Consider the following 16,998-nt stretch of genomic DNA (forward strand, 5'->3'; position numbering starts at 1 on the left):
GTGGCGCTTTGGCCGTATTCGGCTAGGCTTCAGGCAAGCATGATCGGCGAAAGCCGGCGTCGGGGAGAACAGGAATGACCGAGCAGACAGGAGAGGTGCGCCACGTCGCCGTCGTCGGCGGCGGGACGGCGGGATGGATGGCCGCAGCGGCGCTGGGCCGGGCGTTCACGCGTCCCTCGGGCCTGGCGCTGAAGATCACCCTGATCGAGTCGGAGGCCATAGGCACTGTCGGCGTGGCCGAGGCCACGATTCCGCCAATCCGTCAGTTCGTGCAGATGGTGGGCCTGTCCGAAGAGGACTTTATCCGCTCGACGGCCGCGACCGCCAAACTGGGCATCGCCTTCAAGGACTGGACTGCGCCGGGTTCGGAATATTTCCACGGCTTCGGCGACTATGGCCCCACCGTCGCCGGACAGGCCTGGCGGCAATATCTGTTTCGCCTGAAGGCCGCCGGCCGGATCGACAGCCTGGACGCCTGGTCCATACCCACCGCCATGGCCCGCGCCGGCAAGTTCGCCCCGCCGGTCGAGGACAGCCGTTCTGTGCTGTCCCACTATTCATACGCGTACCAGTTCGACGCCGGCCTGTTCGCGCGGCGGCTGAGGACGCTGGCGGAGACGCTGGGGGTCGTTCGGCGCGAGGGACGGATCACGGGCGTGGATCGCGACGGCGAGACCGGCCTGGTGCGGGCCGTGAAGCTGGAAGACGGCGGCGAGGTCGAGGCGGACCTGTTCATCGACTGCTCGGGCTTTAGGGGGCTGTTGATCGAACAGACGATGCAGGCCGGATACGAGGAATGGACGCACTGGCTGCCGTGCGACCGCGCCGTCGCCGTGCCATGCAGCTCGGCCCTGGCGCCCGAGCCCATCACCACCGCCCGCGCCCGCGAGGCCGGCTGGCAATGGCGCATTCCGCTGCAGCACCGGGTCGGCAACGGCTATGTCTATTCCAGCGACCATGTGGACGACCAGACGGCGCTGGACGACCTGCTGGGCCAGATCGAGTCGGAACCTCTGGCCGAGCCCAATCGACTGCGCTTCGTCACCGGCCGGCGGCGCGAGGCCTGGAAAGGCAATGTGGTGTCGCTGGGCCTGGCGTCGGGCTTCGTCGAGCCGCTGGAATCGACCAGCATCAACCTGATCCAGACCGGCATCGGGCGGCTGCTGGAGATGTTCCCCGACCGCAGTTTCGATCCGGCCCTGATACGTGAATACAATCGGCGCTCGGCCCAGGAGTTCGAGCGCATCCGCGACTTCATCATCCTGCACTATCACCTGGCGGGCCGTGCCGGGGCGATGTGGGATCGCTGCCGCGAGACAACGCCGCCCGATACGCTGATGGACAAGATCGAACTGTTCCAGGCGCGGGGCGAGATCGGGCTGCGGGAAGACGAATCCTTCCGCGAGGACAGCTGGACCGCCGTCTTCGCCGGCCTGGGGACATGGCCGAAACAGGCGTCGCCCCTGGCCTGTCTCGACGATCTCGACGGCGTTGATCGCCAGGCGCGACAGTTCGCCCAGCTGATCGAACGCGCCGCCGCCGCCCTGCCCGCCCATTCCCACTATTTCACCGGTTACGCCCGATGACCCCTGCACCGCTGAAGCGCATCCTGATCGTCGGCGGCGGCACGGCCGGCTGGATGGCGGCCGCCGCCCTGTCGCATGTGACGCGCGGCACGGTGAAGGTCGAGCTGGTCGAGTCCGAAGCCATCGGCACCGTCGGCGTGGGCGAGGCGACGATCCCGCCCATCCTGCTGTTCAACCAGTTGCTGGGAATCAACGAGGACGAATTCGTCCGCGCCACCCAGGCGACCTACAAACTGGGCATCCAGTTCCATGACTGGTTCCAGAAGGGCCAGAGCTATTTCCATCCGTTCGGCGTCTATGGGACGCGCATCGATGCGGCGTCGTTCCATCAATACTGGCTGCGGCTGAACAAGGCGGGGCTGGACGATGACCTGGGCGCCTATTCGGTCACAACCGTCGCGTCTCAGATGGGGCGTTTTACCCGCCCCGACAGCGATCCGCGCGGCGTCGCGTCGCAAATGACCTACGCCTTTCATTTCGACGCCGGCCTGTACGCCAAGTTCCTGCGTCAGCGCGCCGAAGCGCAAGGCGTGGTGCGCCATGAAGGCAAGATCGCCGACGTGGTGCTGCGCGACGGCGACGGCTTCATCCAGTCGGTGCGGCTGGACGACGGACGCCAGCTTGAGGCGGACTTTTTCATCGACTGCTCGGGCTTCCGCGGCCTGTTGATCGAAGGGGCGCTGAAGACGGGTTATGAAGACTGGACCCACTGGCTGCCGGCCGACCGGGCGGTGGCCATGCCCTGCGCGAGGGTCGGAGAGCCGACACCCTATACCCAGTCGACGGCGCTGGAGGCCGGATGGCGCTGGCGCATTCCGCTGCAGCACCGCACCGGAAACGGCTATGTCTATTGCAGCCCCTTCATCTCGGACGACGAGGCCCAGGCCAAGCTGCGCGCGTCGCTGGACGGCGAGGCCATGGCGGATCCGAACTTCCTGAGGTTCACCACCGGACGGCGCAAGAAGACCTGGAACAAGAACTGCCTGGCGCTGGGATTGGCGTCGGGCTTCCTGGAGCCGCTGGAATCGACCAGCATCCATCTGGTGCAGTCGGGCATCTCCAAACTGCTGCTGCATTTCCCCGACACGGGCTTCGCCCAGGCCGACATCGACAACTACAATCGACTGATGCAGGTCGAGGTCGAGCGGATCAGGGACTTCATCATCCTGCACTATCATGCCACCGCGCGGGACGATTCGCCCCTGTGGCGGCATGTGCGGGCCATAGATGTGCCCGAGACCCTGAAGCAGAAGATGGACCAGTTCCGCAGTCGGGGCCGCGTCTTCCGCTATGACGACGAACTGTTCCAGGAGACGAACTGGATCGCCGTCCTGCTGGGTCAGGGCGTGATCCCGGAACGCCACGACGCGATCACCGAAACCATCCCTCTGGATGACATCCGACAGCGGCTGCAGCAGATGAAAGCGATGATCCGGCACGGCGTGGAGCGGATGCCGACCCACGACGCCTTCATCGCCGCCCACGGCAAGGCGCCGCCGATGCAATAGAGCGGCGGCGGCTCAGTCGGTCAGTGATTGTCGCGCGGCAGGCCGAACTTGTCGACGATGCGGTGGTATTTGATCGCGGGTTCCAGCACGGCGCCCGTCTCCAGTTGGCCGACCGCTGCGCGCTGCATCTCCTGCCACGGGGTCTGGGAGGCCGGGTATTTGTAGCCGCCCGCCGCCTCAAACGCCTTGCGACGCTCGGCCAGTTCCTCGTCCGGGATCAGGATGTCGGCGCGGCCGGTGTTCAGGTCGATGCGCACCCGGTCACCGGTCTTCAGCAGGGCGATGTTGCCGCCCGCCGCCGCCTCGGGCGAGGCGTTCAGGATCGAGGGCGAGCCGGAGGTGCCGGATTGCCGCCCGTCTCCGATACAGGCCAGGGCGCTGACGCCCTTCTTGATCAGGTAGGACGGCGGCCGCATGTTCACGACCTCGGCCGCGCCCGGATAGCCGATGGGCCCGGCGCCGCGCATGAACAGCAGGGTCTGTTCGGTGATGCCCAGGCTCTCGTCGTCGATGCGGTGGTGATAGTCCTCGGGCCCGTCGAACACGACGGCCGGGCCTTCGAAGGCGTTCAGGTCGTCGGGATTGGACAGATAGCGTTCGCGGAACTCGGGGCTGATCACGCTCAGCTTCATGATGGCCGAGTTGAACAGATTGCCGGTGAAGACGACGAAACCGGCGTCGGTCTTCATCGGGGCGTCGAAGCTCTTGATCACGTCCGGTAGCACGATCTCGGCATCACGGCAGTTGTCGCCGATCGACTTGCCGGTGACGGTCAGGGCGTCCTCGCGGATCAGCCCCTGTTTCATCAGCTCGGACACCACCGCCGGCACGCCGCCGGCGTGGAAATAGTCTTCGCCGAGGTATTCGCCGGCCGGTTGAAGGTTGACCAGCAGTGGCACGTGCAGACCCTCGGTCTGCCAGTCCTGCAACGGCACGTCGACGTGGGCGTGGCGGGCCAGGGCGGTCAGGTGGATCGGGGCGTTGGTCGATCCGCCGATGGCGGAGTTGACGACGATGGCGTTGTGGAAGGCTTCTTTCGTCAAGATGTCCGACGGCTTCAGGTCTTCATGCACCATTTCGACGATGCGCAGGCCGGTCTCATAGGCGACCTGGGCGCGCTCGCGATACGGGGCGGGAATGGCGGCCGAGCCGGGCAGAGACATGCCCAGGGCCTCGGCCAGCGAGTTCATGGTCGTCGCCGTGCCCATGGTATTGCAGTAGCCGACCGACGGGGCCGAGGACGCCACCAGTTCGATAAAGCCGTCATAGTCGATCTCTCCGGCCGCCATCATCTGGCGGGCCTTCCAGATGATCGTGCCCGAGCCGGTGCGCTCGCCCTTGTGCCAGCCGTTCAGCATAGGGCCGACCGACAGGGCGATGGCGGGGATGTCCACGGTCGCCGCCGCCATCAGACAGGCGGGCGTGGTCTTGTCGCAGCCGATGGTCAGGACGACGCCGTCCAGTGGATAGCCGTACAGGCTCTCGACCAGACCCAGATAGGCCAGGTTGCGGTCCAGGCCGGCGGTCGGGCGCTTGCCGGTCTCCTGGATCGGATGGACCGGGAACTCCATGGCGATGCCGCCGGCCTCGCGAATGCCTTCGCGCACCCGCTCGGCCAGGACCAGATGGTGGCGGTTGCACGGCGACAGGTCCGAGCCGGTCTGGGCGATGCCGATGATCGGCTTGTCCGACTGCAGCTCTTTGCGCGTCAGGCCGTAGTTCAGATAGCGCTCAAGATAAAGCGCCGTCATGTCCGGGTTTTCCGGGTTGTCGAACCAGGCGCGGCTGCGGAGGGTCTTGGTCATTGATCAGGTTCTCGGGCCGCGAGGGCGATGTAGCATATAATATTACAAATCGATCCGGCGCAGTTCAAGCCGCGATCAGGTCCAACCGCCGTCGACGACATAGTGCTGGTTGGTGATGGCCCCTGCCTCGTCCGAACACATGAAGACGACGACCTTGGCGATGTCGTCGGGCACGAGCCGGCGCTTCAGGCACTGGTTGGCGTAAATCTCTTTTTCGGTTTCCGGCGTGACCCACAGCGCCAGCTGGCGCTCGGTCATGATCCAGCCGGGGGCGACCGCATTTACGCGCACGCCGAAGGGGCCGAAGTCGCGAGCCAGCGAGCGGGTCAGGCCGATCACCGCCGACTTGGACGCCGTATAGGCGGGCATGCCGCCTTGGCCGATGACCCAGGAGGTCGAACCCAGATTGACGATCGCGCCCTTGCCCGTAGCCTGCATGTCCGGCAACACGGCCTGGGCGGCGAAGAACTGGTGCTTCAGGTTCACGGCCATGCGGCCGTCCCAATAGTCTTCGGTCACCTCCAGCGTCGCGTGACGCTCGTCATGGGCGGCGTTGTTGACCAAGACGTCGATAGGACCGAAGGCCTCGCGCACCGTGACGATAGAGGCCTTCAACGCTGGAATGTCAGTCAGGTCGCAGGCGACGAATAGCGCCCCCTCCCCCAGTTCGGCCTGCAGCTTGGGTCCGCGCGTCGTGTCAATGTCCAGAAAGCCGACGCGGGCGCCCTGGGCGTGGAAGGCGCGGACTATGCCTTCTCCGATGCCGCCGGCGCCGCCGGTGACGACGACGGTCTTGTCCTTGAGGTCGGAGTAGATGGCGGCCATGAGCGTTCGCGCGCCTCCCGACGCCTCGCCGTTGATCGGCGACGTGCGATCTTTCACAAATGAAAGTCGTTACCGTCAACGAAAATGGCGGCGGCCGCAGTTTCTGTCAACGGAGGAGTGAGGCTGACCGATCAGGCTTGTGAAACGGCACCCATCTGGGTGGAGATGATCGTGGTCGCCCGCACCAACTGGGCGGCGGCCTCGTCCTTGGTGCACAGCATGGGGGCTTGCTCTATGAAGGGGGTGATCAGTGTGGCGATCACGCCGTCCGACCCCATGATGGGCGCCACCAGATCGGTGACCCCCTTCACGAAGTCGCTGGCCCGCTCGACATAGGGGCCTTGGGTCATGGCATGGGATCGGCTGACGAACTCTTCCACGGCCTCCACGCCGAACAGGCCGATTAGGATCTCCTTGAGGTGAGCCTGCGCCCGTTCGTTGGCCCGCGAATAGAACATCAGGCCCGAAGTGGCGTGCAGGATGCTGCGCCGATAGCCGATCCGCACCGAATAGCCGAGGTCGCCGGGGCTCTCGATCCGGGCGATGACCACGATCTGGTCGCCTGACGGCACGACCAGGTGGCAAGACTGCATTGTGCCAGAGGCCAGATCCCGCATCGCCGGCATGGCCACGTCCACCAGCGACTTGATCGGCGCCTGGGTCATGCCCAGGGTGAACAGGCGGTTGGTCAGGCGATAACCGTCCGACGACTGCTCGATATAGCCGCGAAACTCCAGCACCTGGATCATGCGGAACAGTTCGCTGACCGACCGGCCCAGGGTAACCGACATCTGCGAGGGCGTCATCGCCTCGCCCTGGGACGACAGCAGCTCCAGCACGTCCAGGCCCTTTTCGAGGGCGGGGGCGCGATATTTGCGGTCGTCGGTCTGGTCTTGGTCGGTCATTGGGATCCTGTCGAGCGTCCTTACGCTACCGGGCGCGGCGTGTCGGGTGAAGACCAGCAGATGATGCGAGTGGTAGCATTGTCGCGGGTAAAATCACCACGCATATATAAAATCTTCATTGCGACATACCAGCTCGTCCCCTAGGCTTTCTGCAGGGAGCCCGAAGTAAGGGCCGCATCGGGGAAACTGCATCATGTCGCTCGCGGCCATCGATCTGGCGATCCTGGCGATCTACGCCGTCTTCATCTTCGGCCTGGCCCAGTGGGTCTCGCGCACCAAAAAGGGCGAGCAGAAGACCTCTACCGACTATTTCATGGCGTCCAAGAGCCTGCCTTGGTGGGCCATCGGCGCCTCGCTGATCGCGGCCAACATCTCGGCCGAACAGATCATCGGCATGAGCGGCTCGGGCTATGTGATCGGCCTGGGCATCGCCTCCTACGAATGGATGGCGGCCCTGACCCTGCTGATCGTCGGCAAGTTCTTCCTGCCGATCTTCCTGCGCAACGAGATCGTGACCATGCCGCAGTTCCTGCAGCAGCGGTACGGGCCGACGATCCGCAACGTGATGGCCGTCTTCTGGCTGTTGCTCTACGTCTTCGTCAACGTGACCTCGATCCTGTGGCTGGGCGCCATCGCCGTCCACACCGTGACCGGCTTCAACCAGGATTACGCCATCGTGGCCATCGGCGTCTTCGCCCTGGCCTATCAGCTGTGGGGCGGTCTGAAGGCCGTGGCCCTGACTGACATCGTGCAGGTGGCCCTGCTGGTCTGCGGCGGATTGATCATCGGCTTCATCGCCCTGTCGACCATCGGCGGCGCGGGCGGCGCCCTCGCCGGTTTCCAGACCCTGCTGACCGAGTTCCCCGACAAGTTTGACATGATCCTGTCCAAGGACAGCCCCCATTATCAAGAACTGCCGGGCATCGCCGTTCTGCTGGGCGGCCTGTGGGTCATGAACATCAGCTACTGGGGCTTCAACCAGTATATCATCCAGCGCGCACTGGCCGCCAAGTCGCTGCACGAAGCCCAGAAGGGCATCGCCTTCGCCGCCTATCTGAAGCTGCTGATGCCGGTGATCGTGGTCCTGCCGGGCATGGCCGCCCTGATCCTGGCGCCGAACCTGTCGGCGCCGGACCAGGCCTATCCGACCATGATGAACCTGCTGCCGGTGGGCCTGAAGGGTCTGGTGTTCGCCGCCCTGATCGCCGCCATCATCGCGTCGCTGGCGTCCAAGGTGAACTCGATCTCGACCATCTTCACCCTGGACCTCTACGCCAAGATCAAGAAGGACACGCCCGAGCATCAACTGGTCACCGTCGGCCGTATCGCCGCCGTCGTCGCCGTGATCATCGGCATCCTGACGGCCCGCCCCCTGCTGGGCGGGTTCGACCAAGCCTTCCAGTTCATTCAGGAGTTCACCGGCTTCTTCACCCCCGGCATCGTGGTCATCTTCATGCTGGGCCTGTTCTGGAAGCGGGCGTCCGAGGCAGGCGCCCTGACCGCCGCCATCGGTTCGGTGGTGCTGTCGGCCGTCTTCTGGTGGCTGCAGGAGACGGGTCAGTTCATCTTCCCCTTCATGAACCGGGTCGCGGTCGTCTTCGTCGTCTCGCTGATCGCCGCAGTGATCGTGTCCCTCCTGGTCCCGGCCAAGCCCGACGCCATGAAGATCAAGCTGGACAAGATCAGCTACAAGACCTCGCTGGGCTTCAACCTGGCCGGGGTCGGCGTGATCGCCTTCCTGATCCTAGTCTATTGGATCTGGTGGTGAGGTGAGCTTGGCGACCGGACTGATCGGGGTCGACTGGGGCACCAGCAACCTGCGCGTCATGCGGATCGCCGAGGGCGGCGCTGTGCTCGACAGCCGTTCCGACCCTCGCGGCGCGGGTGGCTTGGCGCCGGATCAGTTTCACGGCGTACTTCAGGAGGTCGCCGGCGACTGGCTGATGCAGGGCCTGCCGGTCCTGGTCAGCGGCATGGCCGGGGCGCGGGGCCGGTGGCGCGAGATGGCCTATCTGCCCTGCCCGGCCGGCGTCGCAGACCTGGCGAGCGCCGTGGCCAGCCCCGATGACGCGCCCGACGTCTCCATCGTGCCCGGCGTCGCCGTGTTCGAGGACGGCCTCCTGCAGGACGTGGTGCGTGGCGAGGAAACTCAGGTCTTTGGCCTGGACGCCCCAGACGACGCCGTCGTCGTCGCCCCCGGCACCCACAGCAAATGGATCAGCACGGGGGGCGGACGGATTACGGACTTTCGCACCTTCATGACCGGCGAACTGTTCGCCGCCATCCGTAAGGGCACGATCCTGGGCGCCGACATGGGCGATCCCGGCGTGGACGACGACGCCTTCGCAGCCGGTGTGCAGCGCGCCTTGCGCGATCCCGCCGTCACCGCCGCCCTGTTCTCGGTGCGGGTCGAGGGCCTGGCCGGACGCCTTTCGTCCGCCTCGTCGGCCGACTATCTGTCGGGCCTGTTGATCGGAGCGGAAGTCGCCGCACAGGTCGACGCCAACGACCGCCCCGTCATCCTGATCGGCGCCGAGGCCCTGTGCCGCCGCTATGCCGCCGCCCTGGCGCTGGGCGGTTTCCACGACGTTCGCATCGCGGACGGCGCCGCCGCCACGGCCAAGGGTCTGTGGCGCATTCACGAGGCTGTATCCCGATGATCCCTGTCTCTATCGAAAGCCTGGACGCCCTGCCCCTGATCGCCATCCTGCGCGGGCTGACGCCGGACGAAGCCGTGGATGTGGGCGAGGCCATCGTCGCCGCCGGTTTCCGCTGCTTGGAAGTGCCGCTGAACTCGCCTCAGCCGCTGGAGAGCATCCGCCGCCTGCGCCAGGCGCTGGACGGCCGCGCCCTGGTCGGGGCGGGCACGGTGCTGAACGTCGCGGCGGCCCGCGAGGTCGCCCAGGCCGGCGGCCAGCTTATCATCTCGCCCAACACCAACACCGACGTGATCTGCGAGACCAAGGTACTGGGCCTGCTGTCCCTGCCCGGCTTCTTCACCCCATCCGAAGCCTTCGCCGCCCTGAACGCCGGCGCCGATGCGTTGAAACTGTTTCCCGCCGAGATCGCCGGTCCGAAGGGATTGAAAGCCGTCCGCGCCGTCCTGCCCGCCGCCACCCGCGTCTATCCCGTCGGCGGCGTCGATCCCGACAGCATGGCCACATGGCTGGGCGCCGGCGCCTCGGGTTTCGGCATCGGCTCGGCCGTCTTCAAGCCGGGCCAGACCGCCGATCAGATCGGTCGCCAGGCGAAGGCCTTCGTGCAGGCTTGGCGCGCCGTTTAGGTATGTTTGCAGGTCAAACGGACGCCAATTCCGACGCGACCACCGGCGCCAATCCCTGCGCGATGATCCGCGCGCCCGCCGCATTGGGGTGGATGCCATCAGCCTGATTGTAGCGCCGATCCAGCGCAACGCCTTCTAGCAGGAAGGGATAGGCAGGCACGTTTTCCTGGCGCGCCAGATCGACGAAAATCCGGTCGAACTCGGCGGCGTAGGCGCCATATTGCGCCGGTGCCTTCATCCCGGCCAAAAGCACCGGAATGTCGCGGGCCTTCAACCCCTCGATGATAGCCTGCAGATTCGCACGGACGGTCGCGGGATCGACGCCATGCAACATGTCGTTACCGCCCAAGGCGACAATGCAAAGGTCAGTGTCGTCTTGAACGCTGTAAGCCAATCGCGCCAAGCCGCCGCCGGTCGTGTCGCCAGAGACGCCCGCGCCTCGGACGCGAACAGCCAGGCCAAGCGCGCGCAGCGCCTCTTCCAGTCGAACCGGCAGAGCCTCGGATGAAGGCAGGCCGTATCCCGCCGTGATGGAGTCTCCCAGCACGGTGACGATCTTGTCTGCCGGGGGCGACGCCTGTGTCAGAACCGGCGTGTCTTGCTGGTCTTTTTGCTTCGCATCATCCTTGGACGGAACACAGCCCGCCAGCACGAGGCCGACGCCGCCCGTCAGGACAGCCCGGCGGCGGAGGGACGATAAAGGGAATTGGGGCTTTGGCGTCATGGTGTGCGCCACCATATAGGAGACGCGTCCCGTCATCCCAATACAGCAAGCGACACTTCGATGGTCTCAGCCGCCCCGCTCGTCCTCGACGGCGTCATCCTCACATTGCCGTCCGCTGCGGGTCCGGTGGAAATCCTCAGAGGCGTCGATCTGGTCATCGCGCCGGGCGAGACCGTAACCATCGTCGGCCCCTCTGGATCAGGCAAATCCTCGCTGATCTCGATTGCGGCTGGTTTGGAAACGCCGACCGGCGGCCGCGCCGTGCTTTTCGGTCAAGATCTGGCGGCGCTCAATGAGGACGGCCGCGCCCGCTTGCGTCGTGGCCGTGCCGCGCTGGTGTTCCAGAGCTTTCATCTGCTGCCCAATATGACTGCCGAAGAGAACGTGGCCGCCCCGCTTGAACTTGCCCATCGGCCAGGCGCCGTCGCCAAGGCTCGTAGCTGGCTGGAGCGTGTCGGGCTGGGCAAGCGGCGCTCACACTATCCCCACCAGATGTCCGGCGGCGAGCAACAGCGTGTTGCGCTGGCCCGCGCCCTGGCTGTGGAGCCTGCACTTCTGTTCGCTGATGAACCGACGGGCAACCTGGACGGTGCCAACGGGGCTATGGTCGCCGATCTACTGTTCGACCTCGTTCGAGACAGCAACGCCGCGCTTGTTCTGGTGACCCATGACAACCGCTTGGCGCAACGCGCGGACAGGATCGTGACAATGCGTGACGGCCGGGTCGTCGATGCGACCAGGGCCGACGCATGAAGCTCGCACTCCGTTTTGCGGGCCGCGAGTTGCGATCGGGCATCGCCGGTTTTCGCATTTTCCTGGCCTGTCTGGCGCTGGGCGTCGCTGCCATTTCGGCCTCCGGATCGACCGCCGAGGCCTTCCGTCAGGGTTTGGCCAGCCAGGCACGAGAAATTCTGGGCGGCGACGTCGTCTTCAGCATCGATCAGGGACGGTTCACGCCACAGCAACGCGCCGCCTTCTCTGACCTAGGTCCCACAGCCTATTCAGTTCGAGCCAACGGCATGGCGGAAACGAACGACGGCCAGCGACGCCTCGTGGACATGCGTGGCGTCGACAGCGCCTATCCGCTGGTCGGCGCCGTCGAGTTGGCGGGCGAAACAGACCTCCCCACCGCATTGCGCTCAGAAAACGGCAAGGCCGGTGCGGTCGTCGAACAGGCCCTCCTGGATCGTCTGAACTTGAAAATCGGCGACACCTTCACGGTCGGATCGTCCTCCTTTGTCATCCGCGCAATATTGCTCAGTGAGCCCGATCGCCTGGGCCGCGGCTTCGCCTTGGGTCCGCGCGTCATTACGACGATCCCGGCTGTGCAGGGCGCCGGCCTGTTGCAGCCCGGCGGCCTTTTCGGCGAGGCTGCCCGCATCGCCATTCCAACGACGGCCGACCCCAAGGCCGTTATTTCCGAAGTCGAAAGACGATTTCCGCAAGGCCGGCTCGAAGCCCGAGACCGGTCGGAAGCCGCCGCCGGCGCCGGTCGGCTGATCGATCAGTTGGAGTATTTTCTCGGCTTCATAGGCTTGGCGTCGCTCGTGGCGGGGGGGCTGGGTGTCGGCGGCGCGGTGTCCGCCTATCTGGAAGGCAGGAAGCCCTCGATCGCGACCTTGAAAGCGCTGGGCGCCTCGGGCGGCCTGATCCGCGACATCTACCTCATCCAGATCGGCGTCCTGACCGCCATCGGGGTAGGCATCGGCTTGGTGATCGGCGCCGCTACACCGCTCGTGATCGGTATGATTGCGAAGGAAAGCCTGCCGGTTCCCGCCCTGTTCGCCATCTATCCCGCTCCGCTTATCGAAGCCGGCGCATTTGGCCTCCTCGCCGCCACCGCCTTCGCCCTAGCGCCCTTGGCGCGGGCGCGCGCGACCCCGCCGTCGTCACTGTTCAGGCGTCAACTGAACGAGCGTCCTGTCTGGGGCGTCGAACTGGTGTTCGCCATCTTGGCGGCCTTGGGTCTGGCGGGCTTGGCGCTATGGACTGCGCCGTCCAAGCTCGCTGCCTGCGGGCTGATCGTGGGGACGATTATCGCCTTTTCCCTTCTATGGCTGCTGGGTCGCATGGCGGCCGGTCTTGCGGGACGGTTGAGACATCATGCCGGCGGCGCCGTCCGCCTCGGACTGGCCAATCTCGCGGGACCGCGCTCGGCGGCGCGGACAGCCTCCCCGGCCATTGGTTTGGGCGTCGCGCTCTTGGCGATGGTCATCCTGATCCAATCCAGCCTGTTGGGCCAGATCACCGAAGTCGCCCCTCGGTCAGCGCCATCGGTCGTCTTCACGGAAATCCCGGCCGATCGCGGTCCCGCCTTCGACGCAACCATCTCGCGGATCATGACGGCGCCAGGGCCCGACCGCTACAGGAGAGCGCCGCTGCTGACCGGACGGATCATCCGCCTGAAAGGCGCGCCCGTGGACTTGAAGGCCCTGCCTCAAGGCGAACGCTGGGCCTTCGACCAGGACATACTGCTGTCGGCGTTGGCCGGCGCCCCAGACGACGCCAACGTCGTGTCGGGCCAATGGTGGGCCGCCGACTACGACGGGCCACCCTTAGTCGCCATGTCGCGTGACCTTGCCGAGGCGGCGGACTTGCGGGTCGGCGACAGCCTGACGCTGCAGGTTTTGGGACGGGAAATGGACGTTCGCATCGCCGCTCTTCGCAAGACTGAGCCAGGCGGGTTCGGGACGAACTTCCTGCTCGTCTTGAACGCCGCCGCCATAGAGGGCGCCAACCCCCGCAGCGTCGCCATCGCCCGCGCGACGCCCGCCGAGGAGCGCGGTCTGATCAAGGCCCTGGGCGCAGACTTCCGCGAGGTGAACGTCATCAGCGTGCGCGAACAGCTGGAATCCGCCGCCACCCTGTTCGATCGTCTGTCTCTGGCGATCCGAGGCGCAGCGGGTGTCGCCGGATTCGCTGGATTGCTGGTGTTGGTGGGCGCCATCGCCTCCGGTGTGCGTGAACGCGCGCGTGAGGCTGCAATCCTCAAGGTGCTCGGCGGTTCTCACGCCCAGATTCTGGGGGCCTATCTGGTCGAATATAGTCTGGTGGGCGCCATCGCCGGCCTCGCCGGTCTGCTGATTGGAGCAGCCGGGGCCTGGCCCGTCGTGACCTTGGTCTTCAAGACGACCTGGAGCGTGGACTGGACCGGCATCGTCCTGTTGATGATCGGCGCGACGGGCGTGGCGGCCGTCGGCGGCGGCGTCGCCGCCCTCCACGCTCTTTCACGTCGTCCCGCGCCCGTGCTGAGGTCGAACTAAACCGCCGCCAGGCACACCGTGTGTCCCAGGCCCTTGTCGCTGACATAGCCACCGAGCGACCCATGCGTGGCTTTCATTTGCCAACGCCTTGGGCCTCTTGGATTTCACGCCGCACGGCTTAAATGCCCATACCTCGCTGAATGGACTCTTGATCATGGCCGACTATGACTACGACCTCTTCGTCATCGGCGCCGGTTCGGGGGGCGTGCGGGCGGCGCGGCTGACGGCGCTGGACGGCAAGAAGGTTGCGGTCGCCGAGGAATACCGGGTCGGCGGCACCTGCGTCATTCGCGGCTGCGTGCCCAAGAAGTTCATGGTCATGGCCTCCGAGGTCAGCCACGCGCTGGAGATCGCCGAAGGCTACGGCTGGTCGTTCGACAACGCCAAGTTCGACTGGCCCACCTTCCTTGAGGCCAAGGACGTCGAGATCGCGCGGCTGTCTGGCATCTACGCCGCCAATCTGGGCAAGGCGGGGGTCGAACTGGTCCACGGCCGCGCCGTTCTGAAGGACGCCCATACGGTCGAGATCATCGGCAAGAACCAGACCTTCACCGCCGAGAAGATCCTGATCGCCACGGGCGGCCGTCCCTGGAAGCCGGAAAGCCTGCCCGGCATCGAACACGCCATCACCTCGGAAGAGGCCTTCCACCTGCCCGAACTACCCAAACGCATCCTGATCGCCGGCGGCGGCTATATCGCGGTGGAGTTCGCCGGCATCTTCGCCGGCCTGGGCGTGGAGACGACACTGATCTACCGTGGTCCAAACATCCTGCGCGGCTTTGACGACGATGTCCGCGCGCATCTGGCCGGCGAGATCGAGAAGCGCGGCATCAAGGTCGTCCTGGGCTGCCAGCACGAGAAGATCGAAAAGACCGCTGCCGGCCTGGTCAACCATCTGGAAAACGGCATGAAGCTGGAAGCCGACGTGGTCATGTTCGCCACCGGCCGGATTCCGCACGTCAAGGACCTGGGGCTGGAGGCCGCCGGCGTCGAGCTGAACGACGAGGGCGCGATCAAGGTCGATCCCTATTCGAAAACCACGGCCGACAATATCTGGGCCATCGGCGACGTGACCGACCGGATGAACCTGACGCCCGTCGCCATCCGCGAGGCGGTCGCCTTCCACCAGACGGTCTATCGCGACAACCCCCAGCACTTCGACTACGAGGCCGTGGCCACCGCCGTCTTCAGCCAGCCGCCGGTCGGCGTGGTGGGCCTCAGCGAGGCCGAGGCGCGGCGTTCGTGCTCCAAGGGCGTGGACGTCTACGTCACCCGCTTCCGCCCGATGAAATACGCCTTCACTGGCTCGGACGAGCGGGTGCTGATGAAGCTGGTGGTCGACGCCGACAGCCAGCGCGTCGTCGGCGTCCACATCGTCGGCCCCGACAGCCCCGAGATGATCCAACTGGCCGCCATCGCCGTGAAGGCCGGCCTGACCAAGGCCCAGTGGGACGCCACCTGCGCTGTCCACCCGACCATGGCCGAGGAACTGGTCACCCTGAAGGAGAAGCAGTCCGGCGCCACCTCCGCCGGCTGACGCCCTTACGGACGGGGCCGATCGCGGAACCGTTCCAGTAGGTCCAGCCGCGCACTGAACGGAACCGGCGTCACCGTCGGCCCGGCGTTGCCGAAGTTCATCAGTCGGGTGTCCCCTGCCCTGGCGCGCGGCCATTCGACCCGGCCCACGCCATTGGGGTCGCCCGAGCGTGCGAAGGCGGTCCAGTAGCCGATCATGGCTTCAGACGCCTTGCGATCCCGATCCTCGACCGGATACGGCAGGGTGTTCAGCGTGCCGAACACATAGGGCCGCTCGATCGCATGGGTCGCCCCGCCGTGCGGCTCGGGGTTCTGCGGCGACGAGATGTCGAACCGGTAGAGCCAGGCCTGATGACCGGCCTTGTTGTGCAGCCGCGCCAGCATCCGCGCCGGCTCCGAAAACACCAGGTCCGTGATGGACAGCCTGTCGAACGCCTCCAGCCCGCCATAGGCCTGGACCGCGTCGGCCCGCTCCAGCCAGGTCATGTCGTCGTCGATCTGGCCATAGCCGTTGCGGTCCGTCGGCCGCATCCACCAGAACTCGGCGCTGTTCGTGCCGATGATCAGCGGAACCGGCGCCTGTCGGCCCGCCTTGAACGCCGCCTCGACCGTGGACGGCACGATCCGCCCGTCGATCAGGCTCAGGTCGCCATTGGCGAACACCGGCGGAGGCGTCAGGAACATCTCGGCCGGCGCGGCGCGCAGATCGGCGGCGGTCCTCAGACCCGCGCCGAACGACCAGACCTCGCCCCGCTCGCGCGCCGACGGGGCGCCGTGTGGGCCCTTCTTGTCCAGCGGCGTCTGCAACTCGCGCCCCAGGCCCGATTGCACCACGGCCCGGTCGAACAGGCCCCGCGCCGGTGGCGAGATCATCAGCCGCGTCACGATGGCGCCGCCCGCCGACTCGCCGAAGATGGTGACGTTTTCGGGATCGCCGCCAAAATCTGCGATATTGGCGCGCACCCATTTCAGCGCCGCCGTCACGTCCATCAGGCCATAGTTGCCCGCCGCCTCGCCCGCCGGACGCTCGGCCGCCAGCGCCGGGTGATCGAAGAAGCCCAGCCGCCCCAGCCGATAGTTCAGCGTCACCACGACGATGCCGCGCTTGGCCAACGTCGTGCCGTCATACAGCGGCGCCGTGCCCGACCCGTTCACCAGACCGCCGCCGTGGATCCACACCATGACCGGGGCCGGCTGACGCGTGCCCACCGGCCGCCAGACGTTCAGGTTCAGGCAGTCCTCGCTCATCGGCAGAGAGCCTACCCCGGGATCACCGTTCGGCGGCGCCTGGATGCACAGCGGCCCGTAGGTCGAGGCGTCGCGCTGGCCCTCCCAGGTCGGGGCGGCGCCCGGCGGACGCCAGCGTCGCTCGGCCGTCGGCGGCGCGGCGTAGGGGATATTCTTGAACGCGGCCACGTCGGCATCGGCGCGTCCGATCAGGACGCCTTGCTGAATGCGGACGGTGGGCTGGTCGGCTGCGGGCGCCATCATGAGCGAGAGGGTGGCGAAGACGCCGGCGATTGTCATCCTCGCTGATTAGCAAATCCTGTGATCGCGCCAATG

General features: G+C 66.2%; 13 protein-coding genes. 8 read left to right on the forward strand and 5 right to left on the reverse strand.

Annotated features, from left to right (window positions below; all coding sequences use genetic code 11):
* Positions 1–74: 74 nt before the first annotated feature.
* Together ACP7BH_RS04360 and ACP7BH_RS04365 are read left to right on the forward strand one after the other, a co-directional pair.
* Positions 75–1,586 (forward strand): tryptophan halogenase family protein, encoded by a 1,512-nt coding sequence (locus ACP7BH_RS04360; RefSeq protein WP_425983385.1) that lies wholly within the window; start codon positions 75–77, stop codon positions 1,584–1,586.
* The gene (locus ACP7BH_RS04365) at positions 1,583–3,094 is read left to right on the forward strand and encodes a tryptophan halogenase family protein (RefSeq protein ID WP_425983383.1); all 1,512 of its coding nucleotides are present in this window, start codon (positions 1,583–1,585) and stop codon (positions 3,092–3,094) included. Before ACP7BH_RS04360 ends, ACP7BH_RS04365 begins: the two co-directional genes overlap by 4 nt.
* 20 nt (positions 3,095–3,114) lie before the next feature.
* Here the strand turns inward: ACP7BH_RS04365 and ACP7BH_RS04370 are convergent, their stop codons facing one another.
* From ACP7BH_RS04370 to ACP7BH_RS04380, 3 genes are all read right to left on the reverse strand, one after another.
* The gene (locus ACP7BH_RS04370; protein WP_425983381.1) at positions 3,115–4,899 is read right to left on the reverse strand and encodes an IlvD/Edd family dehydratase; all 1,785 of its coding nucleotides are present in this window, start codon (positions 4,897–4,899) and stop codon (positions 3,115–3,117) included.
* A 75-nt stretch (positions 4,900–4,974) separates the two neighbouring features.
* Complete coding sequence (locus ACP7BH_RS04375; protein WP_425983379.1) at positions 4,975–5,781, reverse strand: SDR family NAD(P)-dependent oxidoreductase; 807 nt, start codon at positions 5,779–5,781, stop codon at positions 4,975–4,977.
* 74 nt (positions 5,782–5,855) lie between these two features.
* Positions 5,856–6,629 carry an IclR family transcriptional regulator gene (locus ACP7BH_RS04380; protein WP_425983377.1) on the reverse strand — a complete coding sequence of 258 codons (774 nt, stop codon included), beginning with the start codon at positions 6,627–6,629 and terminating at the stop codon, positions 5,856–5,858.
* 193 nt (positions 6,630–6,822) lie between these two features.
* Between ACP7BH_RS04380 and ACP7BH_RS04385 the strand changes: the two genes are divergently transcribed.
* Genes ACP7BH_RS04385 through ACP7BH_RS04395 form a run of 3 tightly spaced genes read left to right on the forward strand, consistent with a single transcriptional unit; the run spans position 6,823 to position 9,912 of the window.
* Positions 6,823–8,397 (forward strand): sodium/sugar symporter, encoded by a 1,575-nt coding sequence (locus ACP7BH_RS04385; protein WP_425983375.1) that lies wholly within the window; start codon positions 6,823–6,825, stop codon positions 8,395–8,397.
* Between the two features lie 7 nt (positions 8,398–8,404).
* Positions 8,405–9,289, forward strand: coding sequence for a 2-dehydro-3-deoxygalactonokinase (locus ACP7BH_RS04390; RefSeq protein WP_425983373.1), 885 nt, complete (start codon positions 8,405–8,407; stop codon positions 9,287–9,289).
* The gene (locus ACP7BH_RS04395) at positions 9,286–9,912 is read left to right on the forward strand and encodes a 2-dehydro-3-deoxy-6-phosphogalactonate aldolase (RefSeq protein ID WP_425983371.1); all 627 of its coding nucleotides are present in this window, start codon (positions 9,286–9,288) and stop codon (positions 9,910–9,912) included. The genes ACP7BH_RS04390 and ACP7BH_RS04395 overlap by 4 nt, the downstream gene beginning before the upstream one ends.
* A 13-nt stretch (positions 9,913–9,925) precedes the next feature.
* Here ACP7BH_RS04395 and ACP7BH_RS04400 read toward each other — a convergent pair whose 3' ends face one another.
* A complete protein-coding gene (locus tag ACP7BH_RS04400; RefSeq protein WP_425983369.1) occupies positions 9,926–10,636 on the reverse strand; it encodes an arylesterase in 711 nt (236 codons plus the stop codon).
* A 60-nt stretch (positions 10,637–10,696) separates the two neighbouring features.
* Between ACP7BH_RS04400 and ACP7BH_RS04405 the strand changes: the two genes are divergently transcribed.
* The 3 genes from ACP7BH_RS04405 (at position 10,697) to gor (ending at position 15,436) form a co-directional block, all read left to right on the forward strand.
* Positions 10,697–11,389, forward strand: a complete 693-nt coding sequence (locus ACP7BH_RS04405; RefSeq protein ID WP_425983367.1) for an ABC transporter ATP-binding protein — start codon at positions 10,697–10,699, stop codon at positions 11,387–11,389.
* Positions 11,386–13,899, forward strand: a complete 2,514-nt coding sequence (locus ACP7BH_RS04410) for an ABC transporter permease (RefSeq protein ID WP_425983366.1) — start codon at positions 11,386–11,388, stop codon at positions 13,897–13,899. Before ACP7BH_RS04405 ends, ACP7BH_RS04410 begins: the two co-directional genes overlap by 4 nt.
* Before the next feature lie 154 nt (positions 13,900–14,053).
* Positions 14,054–15,436: a glutathione-disulfide reductase gene (gene gor / locus ACP7BH_RS04415; RefSeq protein ID WP_425983364.1), complete on the forward strand. Its 1,383-nt coding sequence runs from the start codon at positions 14,054–14,056 to the stop codon at positions 15,434–15,436.
* Between the two features lie 5 nt (positions 15,437–15,441).
* On the opposite strand, the gene ACP7BH_RS04420 is transcribed toward gor, so the two are convergent.
* Positions 15,442–16,962: a carboxylesterase/lipase family protein gene (locus tag ACP7BH_RS04420; protein WP_425983363.1), complete on the reverse strand. Its 1,521-nt coding sequence runs from the start codon at positions 16,960–16,962 to the stop codon at positions 15,442–15,444.
* Positions 16,963–16,998 lie beyond the last annotated feature (36 nt).

This window comes from Brevundimonas sp. TWP2-1 (assembly GCF_049897645.1).
GTDB lineage: Bacteria > Pseudomonadota > Alphaproteobacteria > Caulobacterales > Caulobacteraceae > Brevundimonas.